Source organism: Streptomyces sp. RB17 (assembly GCF_009604455.1).
Classification (GTDB): Bacteria; Actinomycetota; Actinomycetes; order Streptomycetales; family Streptomycetaceae; genus Streptomyces.
In genome coordinates this window covers 297,944-314,730 of the sequence record NZ_WEGL01000007.1, presented here as the reverse complement: position 1 = coordinate 314,730, position 16,787 = coordinate 297,944, and the positions used below count along the sequence as shown (strand labels likewise).

Below are 16,787 nucleotides of genomic sequence, written 5' to 3'. Positions count from 1 at the left end.
AAGGATGACGACTTCCGCGACCTCCGGGACCGGTCCGACCGAGAACTCCATGCGTCGCGCCCTCAAACGCGCCCGGGACGGTGTCGCCCTCGACGTCTCCGAGGCGGCGGTGCTGCTCCAGGCCCGCGGCGAGGCCCTGACCGGCCTCGCCGCGTCCGCCGCCCGGGTGCGCGACGCGGGTCTCGAACAGGCGGGCCGGCCCGGTGTCATCACGTACTCGAAGAGCGTCTTCGTCCCCCTCACCCGGCTGTGCCGGGACAAGTGCCACTACTGCACGTTCGTCACCGTCCCCGGCAAGCTGCGCCGGGCGGGCCACGGAATGTTCATGTCCCCGGACGAGGTGCTGGACATCGCCCGCAAGGGCGCCGCCCTCGGCTGCAAGGAAGCCCTGATCACCCTCGGCGACAAGCCCGAGGACCGGTGGCCTCAGGCGCGCGAGTGGCTCGACGCGCACGGCTACGACGACACCATCGCCTACGTCCGCGCCATCTCCATCCGGATCCTGGAGGAGACGGGTCTGCTGCCCCACCTCAACCCGGGCGTCATGACCTGGACGGACTTCCAGCGGCTCAAGCCGGTCGCGCCCTCCATGGGCATGATGCTGGAGACGACCGCGACCCGGCTGTGGTCCGAGCCCGGCGGCCCGCACCACGGCTCCCCGGACAAGGAGCCGGCCGTACGGCTGCGGGTGCTGGAGGACGCCGGCCGTTCCTCCGTGCCGTTCACCTCCGGCCTGCTCATCGGCATCGGCGAGACGTACGAGGAGCGGGCCGAGTCCCTCTTCGCCCTGCGCAAGGTCTCCCGGGCCTACCACGGCATCCAGGAACTGATCATCCAGAACTTCCGCGCCAAGCCCGACACGGCGATGCGCGGCATGCCGGACGCCGAACTGGACGACCTGGTCGCCACGGTGGCCGTCGCCCGGCACATCATGGGCCCGTCCGCCTGCCTCCAGGCCCCGCCCAACCTCGTCGACTCCGAATACGAGCGGCTGATCGGCGCCGGCATCGACGACTGGGGCGGGGTGTCACCCCTGACCATCGACCACGTCAATCCCGAACGGCCCTGGCCGCAGATCGAGGAACTCACCGAGCGCTCCCGGGCGGCCGGTTTCGAACTGCGCGAACGGCTCTGCGTCTACCCGGAGTTCGTGCGCCGCGGTGAGCCCTGGCTGGACCCGCGGCTGCGCCCGCACGTGAGCGCGCTCGCCGACCCGGAGACGGGCCTGGCCCTCCCGGACGCCACCGTCGAGGGCCGTCCGTGGCAGGAGCCGGAGGAGGCCTTCGTCCCGGCCGGCCGTACGGACCTGCACCGCACGATCGACACCGAGGGCCGCAGCGCCGACCGGCGCGACGACTTCGACGAGGTGTACGGCGACTGGGAGGCGCTGCGCGAGGCGGCCGCCCCGGGCATGGCGCCGGAGCGGATCGACACCGACGTACGGCAGGCGCTGGCGACCGCGGCCGACGACCCGACGAAGCTCACCGACGCCGAGGCCCTGGCGCTGCTGCACGCGGACGGCCCGGCGCTGGACGCGTTGTGCCGGGTGGCCGACGACGTGCGCAGGTCGAGTGTCGGGGACGACGTGACGTACATCGTCACCCGCAACATCAACTTCACCAACGTCTGCTACACGGGCTGCCGCTTCTGCGCCTTCGCCCAGCGCCGCACGGACGCCGACGCGTACACGCTGTCCCTGGAGCAGGTCGCCGACCGCGCTCAGCAGGCCTGGGACGTGGGCGCGGTCGAGGTGTGCATGCAGGGCGGCATCCACCCGGACCTGCCGGGCACGGCGTACTTCGACATCGCGAAGGCGGTCAAGGAGCGCGTCCCCGGTATGCACGTCCACGCCTTCTCGCCGATGGAGGTGGTGAACGGCGCGACCAGGACGGGCATGTCGATCCGGGAGTGGCTGACGGCGGCCAAGGAGTCGGGCCTGGACACCATCCCCGGTACGGCGGCGGAGATCCTCGACGACGAGGTCCGCTGGGTGCTGACCAAGGGCAAGCTGCCCACGGCCACCTGGATCGAGGTGGTGAAGACGGCCCACGAGCTGGGCATCCGCTCCTCCTCCACGATGATGTACGGCCACGTCGACCAGCCCCGCCACTGGCTCGGCCACCTGCGCACCCTGGCCGCCCTCCAGCGCGAGACGGGCGGTTTCACCGAGTTCGTGACGCTTCCGTTCATCCACACGAACGCCCCGGTCTATCTCGCGGGCATCGCGCGCCCCGGCCCGTCCATGCGCGACAACCGCGCGGTGACGGCGATGGCCCGACTCCTCCTGCACCCCTGGATCCCGAACATCCAGACAAGCTGGGTGAAACTGGGCGCGGAGGGCGCGGCGGAGATGCTCCGCTCCGGCGCGAACGACCTGGGCGGCACGCTGATGGAGGAGACGATCTCCCGTATGGCGGGCTCGTCGTACGGCTCGTACAAGTCGGTCCGCGACCTGGTCGCCGTGGCCGAGGCGGCCGGCCGCCCGGCGAAACCGCGCACCACGCTCTACGGCGAGGTGCCGGAGGAACGGCAGCGGGCGGCGGAGGCCTCCGACGGGCACCTGCCGGAACTGCTCCCCGCCCTGGACTGAGTACGATGATCCGACCCCGACCGGAGAAGGGGCCCCATAGCGCCGCCTAGCGGAGGAGATGCGTACCCGTGGCTGCCCGACTGCCCTCCTGGGCCTGGGTCACCGGCCTGACGGCGGGCGCGACCGCGGCCGTCGTCGCCCTCGCCGTACAGGCGGACCACGGGCCGCGTCCCACGGCCGCCGTGGCCAAGCCGCGACCGTCGGCGTCGGCGGGCGCCCATGGCTCCGCCGCGCCGCACTCCCCGGCCCCGCCCGCGCTGCCGGCCGCGTCGGGCGAGGGCCGCCGGATCGTGTACTCGCTCGGCGAGAAGCGGGTCTGGCTGGTCGACGCGACGGGCAGGGCGTCCCGTACGTTCACGGTGTGGCCGGGCACGGTGAGCCCGCAGCCCGGCCGCTACTCGATCATCAAGCGCGGCCGGCCCACCAAGGGCTCGGACGGCGTGGAGATCGAGCACGTGATGTATTTCACCGTCGCGTCCGGCGTGAACATAGCCTTCTCCAACGCCCTGGACGGCTCCTCGCCGCCCCCGGCGGACGGCAAGAAACTGGGCGGCATCCGTCTGCACAAGCAGGACGGCGCCGCCCTGTGGTCCTTCGGCGACCAGGGCACCAGGGTGGCGGTCGTCAAGTAGTGGTCTCCCGGCGGGCGGGCAGCTGGTTGACGATCAGGGCGACTCCGGCGAGCAGGAAGATGCGCGTCGCGGCGTCCAGCCCGTTCCAGGTCTTGGACTGCCACATCGAGAACCACTCACCGCCGATCGCGATGAACCCGGCGCCGAAGAGCAGCACCAGCATCAGCAGTCCGTAGGTGGACCAGCGCCGGGCGAGGTCGTCGTCCTTGCGCCGCGCCCAGAGGTACGTGCCCCAGATCAGCACCAGGGCCGCCACCGTCTCCCACACGATGATGAGGACGTAGGCGGTGTCCTGAAGGCCGGTGCTGGTGACGGCCCGCCACATCAGGTCGTGGTCCTTGAACGTCGTGTCCATCGCCAGCACATGCCGGACGAACTGCTGGTTCGTCCCGAAGTCGGTGATGTTCCCGAGAGCGACGAGGGCGATGTAGAGGGCGAGTATGCCGGTGAGCACACCGGCGGCCAGGTTGAGGCCCGTGTGACGTGGGGGGTTGGTGGTCATGGCTGGATTCTCCCCTGCGCGGGGCCCGGTTATCGCGTGGCCATTGCGCCAGATTGAGAAAGCGGGCGTCGGAAAGACGCTCCTGCTCCAGGGAGTTGGAGCAGGGCGCCGCAGCCTCAGCGCCCTACCGCCTCCCCGGTTGTCACCGGCCGCACCTTCGTCAGCAGCAGGTCCAGGAAGTGGTCGGGGTGACGGAAGGCCGCGAAGTGGCTCGCCTCGCGGATCAGGGCGAAGTCCTTCAGCGGGGCGGTGACTTCGTCGTAGAACCGGCGGGCCGGCTGCGGTGGGGTGAGGACGTCGCTCTCGCCCTGGAAGACGAAGAAGGGGAGGCGGAAGGCGGTGCCCTCGGCGTACTCGTCGATCGTCATCGCCTGGGGGCCGAGCCGCTCCGAGAAGGTCTGCGCCTTCAGGTACGTGCGCAGGTCGCGGAGCGTGTGGAAGGGGGAGAACCACAGGGAGCGGATCACGACCGTCTTCATGGTGTCGTAGGTGAGGGGGTCGGTCGTCACCACCGTCTTCGCGTGCTCCGCCCACTCGTGGGCCGACCAGGCCGTGCGGTCCGAGCCCATCGCCGTGATCTTCGCCAGCTCCTTCTTCCTGCCCGCCTTCTCCAGCCGGGCCAGCAGCGCCTGGTAGGCGGAGGCGTCGCGGCCCCCGCCGACGATGTTCTGATCGGTGCCGACGTAGGCCGAGTACAGCTCGGGGTGGTTGCGGGCCAGGCGGAGGCCGATGACCGTGCCGAAGCTGTTGGCAAGGAGCAGCACCTTGTCCACGTTCAGACGGGTGCGGACGTGTTCCGTCACCTCCAGGGCGTCCGCGTGGAGGCGGTCGAGGGTCAGCTCGCCCTGCCCCTCGGCGCCGCCCGCCGCGAAGGTCCGGCCGGCGCCCCGCATGTCCCAGCGGACGATCGTGAAGTGCCGCTCCCAGGCGCGGGTGCGCGGCGTGAAGATCAGGTTCGAGGCGCCGGGGCCGCCGTGGAGCTCCAGGATCACGGGGTTGCTCCGGTCCTCGCCGCGCACGGAGAGCCACTGGTCGATGCCGCCGATGCGGACGTACGAGGACTCGTCGATGCCGTTCGGGGTGGTGATCGCGAGCTTCTTGGCGAGGGCGCGGCGCTTGAGGGCCCGGTAGGTGAGCAGCATGGTGTTCCCCCTAAACTGTTTACACCGTTAGGTGTTCCTTGTGTTTACGGTATATAGAGTTGTCGGGTGGAGTCAACGGGCTTCGCCGAAGTCGAGCAGCAGCCGAGCAGGAGGGCCTCGTGGCCGGACGCAGCGCCAGGAGCGGCAAGGAGCAGCAGGAGACGCCGCGCGACCCGCGGGCGGTCCTCGCGCTGCTGTGGGGCGAGCAGGAACAGCCCACGCGCGGGCCCAAGCCGTCGCTGACCCCGGAGCGCATCGCCGCGGCCGCCGTCGAGCTGGCCGACGCCCAGGGGCTGGAAGCGGTCTCGATGAGCAAGGTCGGCGCCGGGTTCGGCGTCTCGGCCATGGCGCTGTACCGCTATGTGCACGGCAAGGCCGGACTGGTCGAGCTGATGATCGAGTCGATCCTCGCCGAGACCCCCGACCTCTCCGCCGCGCAGGGCGACTGGCGCGCCGGGACCCGGCTGTGGGCCCGCCGGTGCCTGGACCTGTACCGGGCCCACCCCTGGGCGCTCACCGCGACCGCGATGCGCCGCCAGGTCATGGGCCCCCACCAGCTCGGCTGGCTGGACGCGGCGCACGCGGCCCTGGAGCCCACCGGCCTGTCGGCCGCCCAGCGGCACCAGATCTTCGTCCTCGTCGTCGGCCTCGTGCGCAGCCTCGCCCAGCAGACGGCCGACTTCGACGCCGCCGAGGACCGGGAGTGGAACCGCCTCACCGGGGAGGTGCTCGAACGCCACGCGGACCGGTTCCCGGCCCTGACCCGGGCCATCGCCGACGGCGCCTTCGACCCTGCCGGCACCGACCCGCTCGAGTTCGGGCTCGACCGGATCCTCGACGGGGTCGAAGCGCTCGTGGCCGGACGTCGTGGCTGAGCGGGAATGACCCCAGGGGGGCGATTTGCCCCCGTGAACGGACCGTTCCCCGTCGATTACAGTGCTGAAGGTCGTACGGATGGACGGTGCCGTGGGGAGGTCTGGGTGAGTGCGACATCCGGCGCCGTCTGGGGCCGAGCCGAGCAGCAGGACTTCCGCAGCCGGGTGCGCGGCACCCTGCTCGGGGTCGCCGTGGGTGACGCGCTCGGCGGGCCCGCCGACCCGCTGTCCCTGGAGGAGATCCGGGCCGCCTACGGCCCCGAGGGCCTGCTCGACCTGGCCTTCGGGCACGGGCGGCGCGGCACGGTCACCCATCACACCCAGCTCACCCTGTTCAGCGTGGACGGACTGATAAGGGCCCAGGTCCGCCGCGACACCGGCGCCTGGCATCCGCCGACCGATCTGCACCGGGCCTATCGGCGCTGGGCGGCCACCCAGCGGGACTGGGGGCCCGACGAGCGCCGCAAGGACGACGGCTGGCTGGCACGGGAGGAGTGGCTGTACGCCCGCCGCGACCCGACCCGCGCCCTGCTCGTCGGGTTCGGCGACGACACCATGGGCACGCTGGAGTCACCGAAGAACCCCGGCGAGCTGGGGCCCGAGGCCGTGGCCCGGTCGGCGCCGTTCGGGCTGCTGGTCGGATGGGAGCCGCAGCTCGTCGCGCAGCTGGCGGTGGAGTGCGCCGCGCAGAGTCACGGGCATTCCCTCGCCTATCTGTCGGCGGGCGCGTACGCCGTGATCGTGCATGCGCTGGCCCGGGGCGAGAGCCTGGACGGTGCCGTGCAGCGGACCCTCGCCCTGCTCGCCGCCCGGCCCGGCCACCAGCCGGTCTCGGACGCCCTGCAGCATGCCCTCGGGGCGGTCCGGCAGGGCATCCCGAGCCCGACGCGGGTGGAGGAACTGGCCGGCGACGGCACGGCGGACGGATTGCTGGCGGCGGCGGTGTACTGCGCGCTGGTGGGCGAGGACATGCGGCACGGCCTGTGCCTCGCGGTGAACCAGAGCGGCCCGTCGGCCGCGGCGGGGGCGCTGACAGGTGGGTTGCTGGGCGCCCTCCACGGCGAGACCGCCCTTCCGCCGGGCTGGCTGGCCGATTTGGAAGGGCGGCCGACGATTCTCGAACTCGCCGACGACTTTGCGATGGAGATGACCCAGGGACCTGCACTGCATGGCCCGGCGGGGTCGTCGCCGGGGTGGCTGGCCCGGTATCCGCGGGCCTGAACCGAGCGGCTGCCACGACAGACCCGCACCCGGCGACGGCGAAGTACCCCTACGGCGCTCCCACCACGTCGTCCCCGGCCCCCGCAGGCACCGGCGTGGCCAGCGCAGCGTTCCCGTCTCCGTCCGCATTCACCTTCTCGATGACCGCCAGGCGCTCGGGCGTGTCCTCCGGCTTCACATAGCCGATGACGATGTAGAGGACGAGGGACACCACCAGCGGCACCGAGACCTGGTACTGGAGCGGCACCCCGCCGGAGACGTTCCAGCTGATGGGGTAGTTCACCAGCCAGAACGCCAGCAGACCCGCCGCCCAGCTGGTCAGCGCCGCCGTGGGGCCGGAGCGGCGGAACGGGCGGAGCAGGCCCAGCATCATCGGGATCGCGATCGGGCCCATGAGGCCGGCCACCCACTTGATGACCACCGTGATGATGTCCTTGAACGTGGGGGAGTTGACCTGTGTCGCCACCGCCATGGACAGGGCCAGGAAGACGACCGTCGTGACGCGGGCGGCGATCAGCCCCGACCGCTGCCCCCACGCCCGCGCGCGAGCGGACAGCACCGGCGCCACGTCACGGGTGAACACCGCCGCGATCGCGTTCGCGTCGGAGGAGCACATGGCCATCGTGTGGGAGAAGAAGCCGACGACGACCAGGCCCAGCAGGCCGTGCGGCAGCAGCTGTTCGGTCATCAGGCCGTAGGAGTCGGAGCCGTCCGGCTTCTGCGCGTGGACGAGGAGGGGGGACATCCACATCGGGAAGAACAGGACCACCGGCCAGATCAGCCACAGCACGGACGACAGACGGGCCGACCGCTCGGCGGCGTGCGCGCTGCCCGTCGCCATGTACCGCTGGGCCTGGTTGAGCATGCCGCCGTTGTACTCGAAGAGCTTGATGAACAGGAACGCGAGGAGGAACACCGTGCTGTAGGGGCCGATCAGCGGCTTGCCGTGGCCGTGCAGCGCGGGCTGGTTCCAGGCGTCGAAGAAGCCGATGTGCTTGTCGCTCAGCTTCAGTACGACCGCCACGAACATCGAGACACCGGCGAGCAACTGGATGACGAACTGGCCGAGTTCGGTCAGCGCGTCCGCCCACAGGCCGCCGATCGTGCAGTACACGGCCGTGATCGCGCCGGTGATGAGAATGCCCTGGTTCAGGGTGACCCCGGTGAACACCGACAACAGGGTGGCGATCGCCGCCCACTTGGCGCCCACGTCCACGATCTTCAGCAGCATGCCGGACCAGGCCAGCGCCTGCTGGGTGGACAGGTTGTAACGGTTCTTCAGGTACTCCAGCGGGGAGGCCACATGGAGCCGGGAACGCAGTCGGTTGATACGGGGCGCGAACAGCTTCGACCCGATGGCGATGCCGAGCGCGATGGGGAAGGACCAGGTGACGAAGGAGGTGACGCCGTAGGTGTAGGCGATGCCCGCGTACCCGGTGAACATGACCGCGCTGTAGCCCGACATGTGGTGCGAGATGCCGGACAGCCACCAGGGCATCTTGCCGCCGGCCGTGAAGAAGTCGGAGACGTTGTCCACGCGCTTGTGCGACCAGACGCCGATCGCGACCATCACACCGAAGTAGCCGATGAGTACGGCCCAGTCGAGACTGTTCATGTGCTCGATCGTGGGTGCGGTCACGTGAACACGACAAGCAAGCGGAAGGTCAAGTCACGGTAAAAATGTTCGACTTGATGACTGACGTTCACCTACATGAACAGGCTCTCACTGCATCAGCTCCCCCGCGTTGACCAGCAGCGACTGCCCCGTGACGGCCCGCGCCCGGTCGGACGACAGGAACACCGCCGCATCCGCCACGTCCCCGTCCGTCGCGAGCTCCGGCAGCGCCATCCGCTCCGTCAGCCGCGCCAGGACCTCCTCCTCCGGCACCCCTTCCGTCTGCGCGGTGAACTGTACGTACGCCTGCACCGGCGGTCCCCACATCCAGCCCGGCAGCACGGTGTTGACCCGGATCCGGTACGGCCCGAGCTCCCGGGCCAGCGAGTACATCGCGCTGGTCAGGGCCCCCTTGGATGCGGCGTAGGCCGCCTGCTTCACCTGCGAGGGCGCGGCCACCGCCGACTGTGTCCCGATGAACACCACGGAACCGCCGCCGCCCGCCTTCAGCGCCGGCAGGCACGCCCGCGTCATCCGCAGCGTGCCCAGCAGGTTCACGTCGATGACCGACTGCCAGGTCGCGAAGTCCGCGTCCTCCAGTCCGCCGAAGTGGGAGTCCCATGCGGCCACATGGACAACGGCGTCGATGCCGCCGAACCGCTCCCGCGCCAGCTCCGCCAGCGCCGCGCACTGCCCCTCGTCGGTGATGTCGGTGGCCCGGTACGCCGTACGCGTGCCGTCCGGATCGATCCCGGCCGCGCTCTTGGCGAGATTCGCCTCGGTGCGCGCCCCGAGCACCGCGTTCCCGCCGTCCCGTACGACGGCCGCCGCGACCTGGTGACCGAGCCCGGCGCCCACTCCCGATACGACCACTGTCCTGCCTGCGAGCAGGGACATCGATGCCTCCCGCGGTATGGCGCTTTATCTGACGGGGCGTCAGAGTATGGGCTACCGCAGGAAAGGGGAACCGTTTGACTTCGCCCGCCTCCCGAAGGAGGGGGCCTGCAGCCTTCCGCAGCTCGAGCACAGCTTGGACTGGTGATCTTCTCCCCAGCGGACAGGGTCAGCAGATGGTCGAGTCCGGCGTCCACGCCGACGGCCGCATCCGTAGGAGGCAGCGGCTTGACGTTGGGGTCTTCGACCTGGGCAGCTTGTGAGCCTCAGAGCCGTTTCCTTCCCGGCGGTAGGCCGGGTTGTCCACGGAGGAGAGCCGATGAACGACGACACCCGCAGTGAGGCGTACGGCGAACTGGCCGCCGTAGGACCGTACGGCGTCCGGCCCGGCCACGCCCTGATCACCATGGTCGAGCCGCACCCCGGTCACGAGTACGCCTACAACCGCTGGTACGAGGACGACCACTACTACGCCGGCGCGATGGCCATGCCCTGGATGTACGCGGGCCGCCGCTGGGTCGCGACCCGGGAACTGCAACTCCTGCGGTACCCCGAGAAGTCGGCCGTCGCCCAGCCCGTCACGGCCGGCTGCTACCTCTCCACCTACTGGATCACCGACGGCCGCTACGACGACCACATGAAGTGGACCGTGGCCATCAACCGGCGCCTCAACCGCGACGCCCGCGTCTACCACGACCGCACCCACGTCTTCACGGCCTTCCAGGACCACGAGGCGACGGTCTACCGCGACGGCGCGGCCGGCCCGCGCGACGTCCACGCCCTCGACCACCCCTACGCCGGGCTGGTGCTGGAGGTGATCGACAGCGAGTCGGCGGGGCAGCGGGCGGAGCTGGGCGAGTGGCTCCGCACCCGCCACCTGCCCACGCGCCTGGCCGGGTCCCCGGCCGCGATGGTCACCGTCTTCCGGCCCACCCCGCTGCCCGGCGACCGCATGACCTACGTCAAGCAGGTCGAGGCAGTGGACACCCGCCTGACCCTGCTGTGGTTCCTGGAGCAGGACCCACGGGAGTGCTGGGAGGAGCACTTCACGGGGCTGGACGCGGATGTCTCGGGGGCGGGGCTGGGGCGGGCGGAGCTGGTGGCGCCGTTCATCCCCACGGTGCCGGGGACGGACCGGTACGTGACCGAGCTGCGCAGCTCTACTTGAGCTCGTCGGGACAGGGAGTGCCCCGGGGCAGCTGGTAGGGCGCCGCCAGCCGGTACGTCCCCGCACGCGGAGCGAGCAGTACCGTCCACTTGTCCCCGTTCACGTCCTGAGGCGTCTCCGTCAGACACCCGTTAACGTTCCGGTACTTCTTCGGCGTGCCGGAGGGGGAGACCACCTGCGGCGGCTTCAGACTCTTGCCGTGCTCGTCGACGATGCTCAGCCACGGCGAGTAGGGGATCCTGATCAGGATCCGCCCGGCCTTGCGCACCTGAAGCGTCATCTCGCCCTGCTCGGCCCGGTCCACCACCGCGTCGGGCTCGGCGAGCGGCGCCGGATCGGTCACCCGGAACAGCTGCCAGTTGGCGTCGCCCCAGACCTGCCGCAGATACGGCATCCCGCGCTGCAGCAGTTCCCGCTCGCGCTCGCCGCCGTCGCCGTCCGGGTTGTCCTTGGGCAGGACGACGAAGTGGACGGCCCAGCGCTGCAGCCACTCGTGGTAGTTCGCGGAGTTGAGGGTGTCGTCGTAGAAGAGCGGGTTGCGCTCCATGTCGGCCTGCCGGTTCCAGCCGCGCGCGAGGTTGACGTACGGCGCGAGCGCGGAGGCCTCCCGGTGTGAGCGCGCCGGGACCACCTCGACGCGGCCCTTCTCGGCACCGGCCTTCTGCAGCTGGTGCACCAGCGGGGCGAGCTCGCGGGCCCAGGACGCGGCCGGGGTCGTGTGGATGATGTCGTCCACCGACTTGAAGCCGATCCAGCCGGCGAAGCCGAGGAGCGCCAGTACGGTCGTGTACCACTTGCGTGACTTCGGCACCGTGAACGGCAGCGCGGCCACCAGCGTCGCCCCCGCGAACAGCATCGGCAGCCGGGAGATGTTCGACCCGATCTGCGAGCTGATCAGCCACACCAGGACCACGCCGACGCTGTACACGGCGGCCGTCAGCCGGACCGTCACCCACTCCCTGGGGGCGAGGAACAGGCACAGCAGCCCGTACAACAGGGGCAGGATCACGGAGCCGATCGTCATCGGCTGGGTGCCCGAGAACGGGAAGAGGAAGTAGGACGCGGCGACCACCACCGCCGGGGCGAGCCCCAGCGCCCAGGCGCCCGGCCGCCGCTTCTGCAGGAACAGCGCGACCGCGACCAGCCCGACGAACAGGCCCGAGACGGGCGAGGCCATGGTCGAGAGCCCGGCCAGCGGGGCGGCCACCGCCGCCTTTGCCCAGCGTTTGTGCCGCCACCGGTAGGGCCAGCAGAAGACGGCCGCGACGGCGCCGAGAGCGAACATCGTGCCGAGCCCGAAGGTCACCCGGCCCGAGACCGCGTTGCACAGCAGCGCGACGACCCCGGCGAGCGAGGCCCACAGCGGGTTCCTCACCGCCCGGCTGCGGATCAGGACCAGCGTCAGCAGGCCCGCCGACACGGTCCCGGCGATCATCATCGACGTGCGGACGCCGAGGACGGCCATCAGATACGGCGACACCACGCTGTACGACACCGGGTGCATGCCGCCGTACCAGGCGAGGTTGTACGCCGAGTCCGGGTGCCGGCCGACGAACTCCGCCCAGGCGTCCTGCGCCGCGAGATCGCCGCCACTGTTCGCGAACGTGAAGAACCAGACGATGTGCAGGACCCCCGCGAGGGCCGTTATGGACAGCACGGGGTGTGCCAGCAGCCGCTGCCGCAGGGGTTCGGCGGCGGCGAGCAGGCGCGTGAGCCTGCCGGGGGGCGTGTCCGGGTGATCACTCTCGGTACGGCCGTCCGGATGGCCGGTGCGATCCCCGCGACCGTCCGGATCAGCCTCGGACAGGCGTATTCGCGGGCCGGATCCCGGGCTCGGATCGGCGTCGTCGGCGCGTGTCGGCTCGGCTGTGGCCACCTGAAGGCACTCCCCGTGTCCCGTCTTCTGTTCTCCGCCGTGTTCCACGGTGTTCCCGACTGCTTCCCGTCCAGTTCGCGGCCATGTCCCGTGACCGGCGACCTGCCCCGATTCGTGACGCTAGCACGCGCGCCTTTTTGTGGCGCGGCTCGCCTCCGGGGCGCTTCGGCCCCTTCGGCTCACGCACCCTGCCGGGGGTCCGCCTCGGCAGGGTGCGTGCTGGTCACGGCCGGGGTGCGGACTCAGCCCAGACGGGTCAGCTTGGCGCCGAAGCCGGGCTCGACCAGATCCTTCTCCAAGGCCACCGGCACCTTGACGGCGCCGGCCGAACCGTCACCCACGGTGAGCGAGCCGACCTGGGTGCCGGCCTTCGCGGTGTGCGGCAGCTTGCCGGCGGTGAAGGACAGCTTCACCTTCAGCCCCGACCAGCCGGCCGCCGTGACGTCCTTCGTCGCCACGACCGGGGTACGGCCGCCGAGGCCGTCGTCGACGTACCCGACGACGTCGCCCTTCTTCAGGACGGTCACCGACTTCAGGGCGCCCTGCGCGGCCCGGATCAGCTTGTCGCCCGCGTCCAGGACCCCGCTGATGATGGTGTTGTCGAAGCCGCCGGCGGGCTGGCGCAGCACGGCACCGATGACGGTGCGCGTCTCGCCGCCGACCTGCTGCTTCGCCGCGAAGACGAGGTTGCCGAGGGCGGCGGGCGTGGTGCCGGTCTTGATGCCGACGACGTTGTTGTGGCCGACCAGGCGGTTGTAGTTGGAGTGGTTGACGCCCTTGTAGTCGTCGTACGACATCATCGCCGCGACCTCGCGGAAGACGGGCTGCTCCATCGCCGCGCGGGCCAGCTTCACCTGGTCCACCGCCGTGCTGACCGTGGAGGCGGTCAGGCCCGAGGGGTCGGTGTACTTGGTGTTGGTCATGCCGAGGCTCTTGGCGGCGGCGTTCATCTTCTCCGTGAACGCCTGCTCCGAATGGGAGTCCCAGCGGGCGAGCAGCCGGGCCACGTTGTTGGCGGAGGGCAGGAGGATGGCCTCCAGGGCCTCGCGCTCGGAGATCCGGTCACCGGCCGTGACGTGGACGGTGGACTCCTGGCCCGCGTCCGACTGGTCCTCGGCGGCCTTGTCTATCGTGATCTTCGGGCCGTCCTGGCCGCTCTTGAGCGGGTGGTCGCGCAGGATGAGGTAGGCGGTCATCACCTTGGCGACGCTCGCGATCGGAACCGGCTTCTGGTTGCCGGAGGAGCCGAACGTGCCGATGCCCTGGACGTCGAGCGCGGCCTGACCGGTGGCCGGCCAGGGGATGCCGACCTTGCCGCCGTCGAAGGTGTAGGTGTCCTTCGCGGTGAGGTCGAGGGTGGGCTCGGGGAGCGGGCGGAAGGTCTGTACGACCGCGAAGACGATCGCAAGGAGCAGGACCAGGGGGGTCCAGATCTTGACGCGGCGCACGATCGTGCGGACCGCGGTCTCCGGGGGCGGGGGCGTGTTCGTCAGCTCCGCCAGGAGATCCAGCGGGGGCTTCGGGGGGAGGGGCTGCTGGGTGGTGCGCTCGGGGCCGACCTGGGGGACGGGGGTGGTGGCGTCCGGCTTGACGGCAGGCTTGGCCCCCGGCTCGGCGGCCGGGGCCAAGTCGTTCTTGAGCGCGACGAATTTGCTGGTGCGCTCGGAGTCGGACTCCGGGGCCTTGGGCTTGCCGCCCAGCTTGAGCATGGTCGTCGGCTGATCGACCTGCGGGGCGGGCTTGGGCTTCAGAGCCTTGAAGACGGTGGTGGGCTGGTCGGCGGGGGTGTCGTCCGCGGGGGTCTCGTCGTCACCCGCGTCCGCCTCGGCTTCGCCTTCGGCGTCCGTGTCGCCCCCGCCCGTACCACGCGTGCGGGTCTCGTCGTCGGCTGCGGGCGGCCCCTGTGGCCCGTCCTCACCGTCGGCGTCCTCAGCCCCGTCCCCGGTTCCACCGGCCTTTGCCTTCGCATCCGCCTCGCCGTCCGCACCGGCCCCGGCGCCACCACCCGAGCCGCCCTCCGCGTCGGCCGGGGCGGTGCTGTCCGTGTCGATGTCGGTCTTCGCGTCGGCCGGGGTGCCGGTGTCAGGGTCGGTGTCGGTCTTCGCGTCGGCCGGGGTGCCGGTGTCTGCGTCGGTGTCAGGGTCGGTGTCGGTCTTCGCGTCGGCCCCGGCGCTGCCGTCCGTGTCGGCGTCACGGTCAGCGTCGGTCTCCGGGTCGGTCTCGGCCTTCGCCTTTGGGCCTGCCTTCTCGTCGGCCTCGGCGGCCTTCTGGTCGGCGTCGGCGCCCGTCTGCGTCTCGGCGCCCGCGTCGGCCCGGGTGTCGTCGTCCGTGGTGGTCTCCGGGTCGGTCTCGGCCTTCGCCTCTGGGTCTGCCTTCTCGTCGGTCTCGGCGGCCTTCTGGTCGGCGTCGGCGCCCGTCTCGCTCTCGGCGCCCGCGTCGGCCCGGGTGTCGTCGTCCGTGGTGGTCTCCGGGTTCGTGTCGGCGTCGGCACTCGCCTCGGCCTTCGCCTCCGCGTCTGCCTTCCCGTCGGCCTTGTCGCCCTCGGCGGCCTTCTCGTCGGCGTCGGCCTTCGCGTCGGCGTCGGTGCCCGCTTCCTTCTCCGGGTCCGCCTCCGTACCTGTGACCGCGTCAGCGTCCACCTCCGTGCCGGCGTTCGCCTTCGCGCCGGCGTCCGTCACCTCGGCCCCGGTCTCCGTCGCCTGCGCCTCGGTCTCGGCCTCGGGCTCGCCCTCCTCGGTCTCCGGCTCGTCCGTCGTCGTCGGCTGAGGACTTGTGGGCGCGGCGGCGCGGACCCACGCGGAGACCGCCTCGCGGAGGGCGGTGTCCTCCGGCGAGGCCTCCGTGGCGCGGGCCTTCACGTCACGGACCGACAGGATCTTCGTCGCGGTGTCCGCGCCGGCGGGCGCGGAATCCTGTTCCCGCGAGACGGCGAGGCGCGGATCGCGTGCCTCGGGAACCGGACCCGCGCTCCCCGACGTCGGTTCTGCCGACGACTCGCGCTGCTTCGACCTGTCGGGGGACTCGCCCGCCACCGATGCCTCCTCCATGCGCCGCACGCCCACGCGCGCGCCCTGTCCGAACCATGTACCAGTGTCCTGTGTGAGGGCTTGGCCCCTGCAGTAGACGAGAACGACATACCTACCGGTTCCCTCACGAACCGGTCACGCACCCTCGACAGACCAATGTGAGAGGGGTCACCCTGTCATTCATCCACGCGGGGAGGCATGGATGGGCAGGAGCCGCAGAACACTTCCGGAGGAGCTTCTGCTGCTGGCATTGGACCCGGCCACGGGTACCACTGCACAGCCGCAGTCGCTCGACCTCGGTCTGGCCGGAGCACAGCTAGTGGAGCTGGCGCTGGCCGGACGGATAGCCCCAGACGGGGATCGTATCGCCGTGGTGGTGCCACGGCCGACAGGAGATCCGACTCTGGACTGCGCGTTGGAGTTGCTGCGAAGGCGTGGCGCTCCCGTGCGTGCCGTCCATTGGATCGGCGGACCCCGGCTGGGGCTCCGTCAGACGTACCTCTCGCATCTGGAGCGGTGCGGCATGGTGCATGCCGTGGCCGGCCAGATGTGCGGCGTGTTGCCGACGACGCGCTATCAGGCGACGGACAACGAGATCAGCCGGGAGATCCGAGCCCGGCTGGACTCCGCGATCCGCACCGGCGTACCGCCGGACCCGCGGACCGCGGCGCTCGCCGCCCTGGCGCACGCCGTCGGACTCGGCAAGCACCTGTACCCGGGGAACGAGGGCCGATCGTCCCGCTCCCGGCTGCGGGATCTGATCCGGCACGACCCCATGGGCGGTCTTGTCGCGCACGCCGTGATGGACGTGCAGAGCGGGGCTGCCGCACAGCCACGCCGCGGCGCGGCCGCCCCCGGGCGGCAGGGCCCGGCCGGAACCAGGTCCGCGGCGGAACCCGCACGCGGGGTTCCGATGCAGCCGCACCGCGGATCCATGGCACGAGCCGTGGCCCACTGAGCCGTAACCCCGGTTCCGAGCCGTGATCGTGATCGCGGTTCCGCGCCGTGATGCGGTTCGGGCAGAACGCCGGTTCGCACAGACCCGGTTCGGGAGCCGCTGGTCGGAGCGGGGCGGTGAGATCCTTCCCTGGATCTCGCCGTCCCGCTCGACTGCGTCCAGATACACCATCGGGTGGCGAGCCGTGGCGAACTGACGCGTACGCGCCGCATATCCACCATTTACCAGCGGTAGAAAGCACCTTGGTGGCAGTCTGCTCAGCAGCAGATACGGAAAGTGTTAAGCAAC

The 16,787-nt window shown here is 71.0% G+C and carries 12 protein-coding genes and 1 pseudogene; 6 read left to right on the top strand and 7 right to left on the bottom strand.

What is annotated here, in order from left to right:
- Nucleotides 1-4 precede the first annotated feature (4 nt).
- Both SRB17_RS29895 and SRB17_RS29890 read left to right on the top strand, forming a co-directional pair.
- Nucleotides 5-2,590: a bifunctional FO biosynthesis protein CofGH gene (locus SRB17_RS29895; protein WP_153543266.1), complete on the top strand. Its 2,586-nt coding sequence runs from the start codon at nt 5-7 to the stop codon at nt 2,588-2,590.
- Between the two features lie 68 nt (nt 2,591-2,658).
- A complete protein-coding gene (locus SRB17_RS29890; RefSeq protein ID WP_323376428.1) occupies nt 2,659-3,222 on the top strand; it encodes a hypothetical protein in 564 nt (187 codons plus the stop codon).
- Here the strand turns inward: SRB17_RS29890 and SRB17_RS29885 are convergent.
- Together SRB17_RS29885 and SRB17_RS29880 are read right to left on the bottom strand one after the other, a co-directional pair.
- Complete coding sequence (locus tag SRB17_RS29885) at nt 3,215-3,724, bottom strand: DUF2165 domain-containing protein (protein WP_153543265.1); 510 nt, start codon at nt 3,722-3,724, stop codon at nt 3,215-3,217. The two genes, SRB17_RS29890 and SRB17_RS29885, sit on opposite strands and share 8 nt — an antisense overlap.
- A 116-nt stretch (nt 3,725-3,840) precedes the next feature.
- Nucleotides 3,841-4,866: an alpha/beta fold hydrolase gene (locus SRB17_RS29880; RefSeq protein ID WP_153543264.1), complete on the bottom strand. Its 1,026-nt coding sequence runs from the start codon at nt 4,864-4,866 to the stop codon at nt 3,841-3,843.
- 119 nt (nt 4,867-4,985) lie between these two features.
- On the opposite strand from SRB17_RS29880, the gene SRB17_RS29875 reads away from it, so the two are divergent.
- Nucleotides 4,986-5,741, top strand: a complete 756-nt coding sequence (locus tag SRB17_RS29875; RefSeq protein WP_323376427.1) for a TetR/AcrR family transcriptional regulator — start codon at nt 4,986-4,988, stop codon at nt 5,739-5,741.
- Between the two features lie 105 nt (nt 5,742-5,846).
- Nucleotides 5,847-6,962 carry an ADP-ribosylglycohydrolase family protein gene (locus SRB17_RS29870; protein ID WP_323376426.1) on the top strand — a complete coding sequence of 372 codons (1,116 nt, stop codon included), beginning with the start codon at nt 5,847-5,849 and terminating at the stop codon, nt 6,960-6,962.
- A gap of 49 nt (nt 6,963-7,011) precedes the next feature.
- On the opposite strand, the gene SRB17_RS29865 is transcribed toward SRB17_RS29870, so the two are convergent.
- The 3 genes and pseudogenes from SRB17_RS29865 to SRB17_RS46735 form a co-directional block, all read right to left on the bottom strand.
- Nucleotides 7,012-8,577, bottom strand: a complete 1,566-nt coding sequence (locus SRB17_RS29865; protein ID WP_153543530.1) for a sodium:solute symporter family protein — start codon at nt 8,575-8,577, stop codon at nt 7,012-7,014.
- Nucleotides 8,578-8,685: 108 nt separating this feature from the next.
- Entirely contained in the window at nt 8,686-9,474 is a 789-nt protein-coding gene (locus tag SRB17_RS29860; protein ID WP_153543261.1) for an SDR family oxidoreductase, read from the bottom strand.
- A 134-nt stretch (nt 9,475-9,608) separates the two neighbouring features.
- Nucleotides 9,609-9,716 (bottom strand): annotated as a pseudogene (locus SRB17_RS46735) (RNA-guided endonuclease TnpB family protein); the annotation flags it as partial.
- 74 nt (nt 9,717-9,790) lie between these two features.
- On the opposite strand from SRB17_RS46735, the gene SRB17_RS29855 reads away from it, so the two are divergent.
- Entirely contained in the window at nt 9,791-10,639 is an 849-nt protein-coding gene (locus tag SRB17_RS29855) for a hypothetical protein (RefSeq protein ID WP_153543260.1), read from the top strand.
- Here the strand turns inward: SRB17_RS29855 and SRB17_RS29850 are convergent.
- Together SRB17_RS29850 and SRB17_RS29845 are read right to left on the bottom strand one after the other, a co-directional pair.
- Nucleotides 10,632-12,515, bottom strand: coding sequence for an MFS transporter (locus tag SRB17_RS29850; RefSeq protein ID WP_323376425.1), 1,884 nt, complete (start codon nt 12,513-12,515; stop codon nt 10,632-10,634). The two genes, SRB17_RS29855 and SRB17_RS29850, sit on opposite strands and share 8 nt — an antisense overlap.
- Before the next feature lie 242 nt (nt 12,516-12,757).
- Nucleotides 12,758-15,547, bottom strand: a complete 2,790-nt coding sequence (locus SRB17_RS29845) for a D-alanyl-D-alanine carboxypeptidase (RefSeq protein WP_323376423.1) — start codon at nt 15,545-15,547, stop codon at nt 12,758-12,760.
- Between the two features lie 196 nt (nt 15,548-15,743).
- Between SRB17_RS29845 and SRB17_RS29840 the strand changes: the two genes are divergently transcribed.
- Nucleotides 15,744-16,499 carry a GOLPH3/VPS74 family protein gene (locus SRB17_RS29840; RefSeq protein ID WP_153543258.1) on the top strand — a complete coding sequence of 252 codons (756 nt, stop codon included), beginning with the start codon at nt 15,744-15,746 and terminating at the stop codon, nt 16,497-16,499.
- Nucleotides 16,500-16,787 lie beyond the last annotated feature (288 nt).

What these genes read in the sequence shown, in the direction of transcription:
- SRB17_RS29855 (WP_153543260.1), top strand. Translation starts at nt 9,791, where the DNA reads ATGAACGACGACACCCGCAGTGAGGCGTACGGCGAACTGGCCGCCGTA.
- SRB17_RS29860 (WP_153543261.1), bottom strand. Translation starts at nt 9,474, where the DNA reads ATGTCCCTGCTCGCAGGCAGGACAGTGGTCGTATCGGGAGTGGGCGCC.
- SRB17_RS29885 (WP_153543265.1), bottom strand. Translation starts at nt 3,724, where the DNA reads ATGACCACCAACCCCCCACGTCACACGGGCCTCAACCTGGCCGCCGGT.
- SRB17_RS29865 (WP_153543530.1), bottom strand. Translation starts at nt 8,577, where the DNA reads ATGAACAGTCTCGACTGGGCCGTACTCATCGGCTACTTCGGTGTGATG.
- SRB17_RS29840 (WP_153543258.1), top strand. Translation starts at nt 15,744, where the DNA reads ATGGGCAGGAGCCGCAGAACACTTCCGGAGGAGCTTCTGCTGCTGGCA.
- SRB17_RS29880 (WP_153543264.1), bottom strand. Translation starts at nt 4,866, where the DNA reads ATGCTGCTCACCTACCGGGCCCTCAAGCGCCGCGCCCTCGCCAAGAAG.
- SRB17_RS29895 (WP_153543266.1), top strand. Translation starts at nt 5, where the DNA reads ATGACGACTTCCGCGACCTCCGGGACCGGTCCGACCGAGAACTCCATG.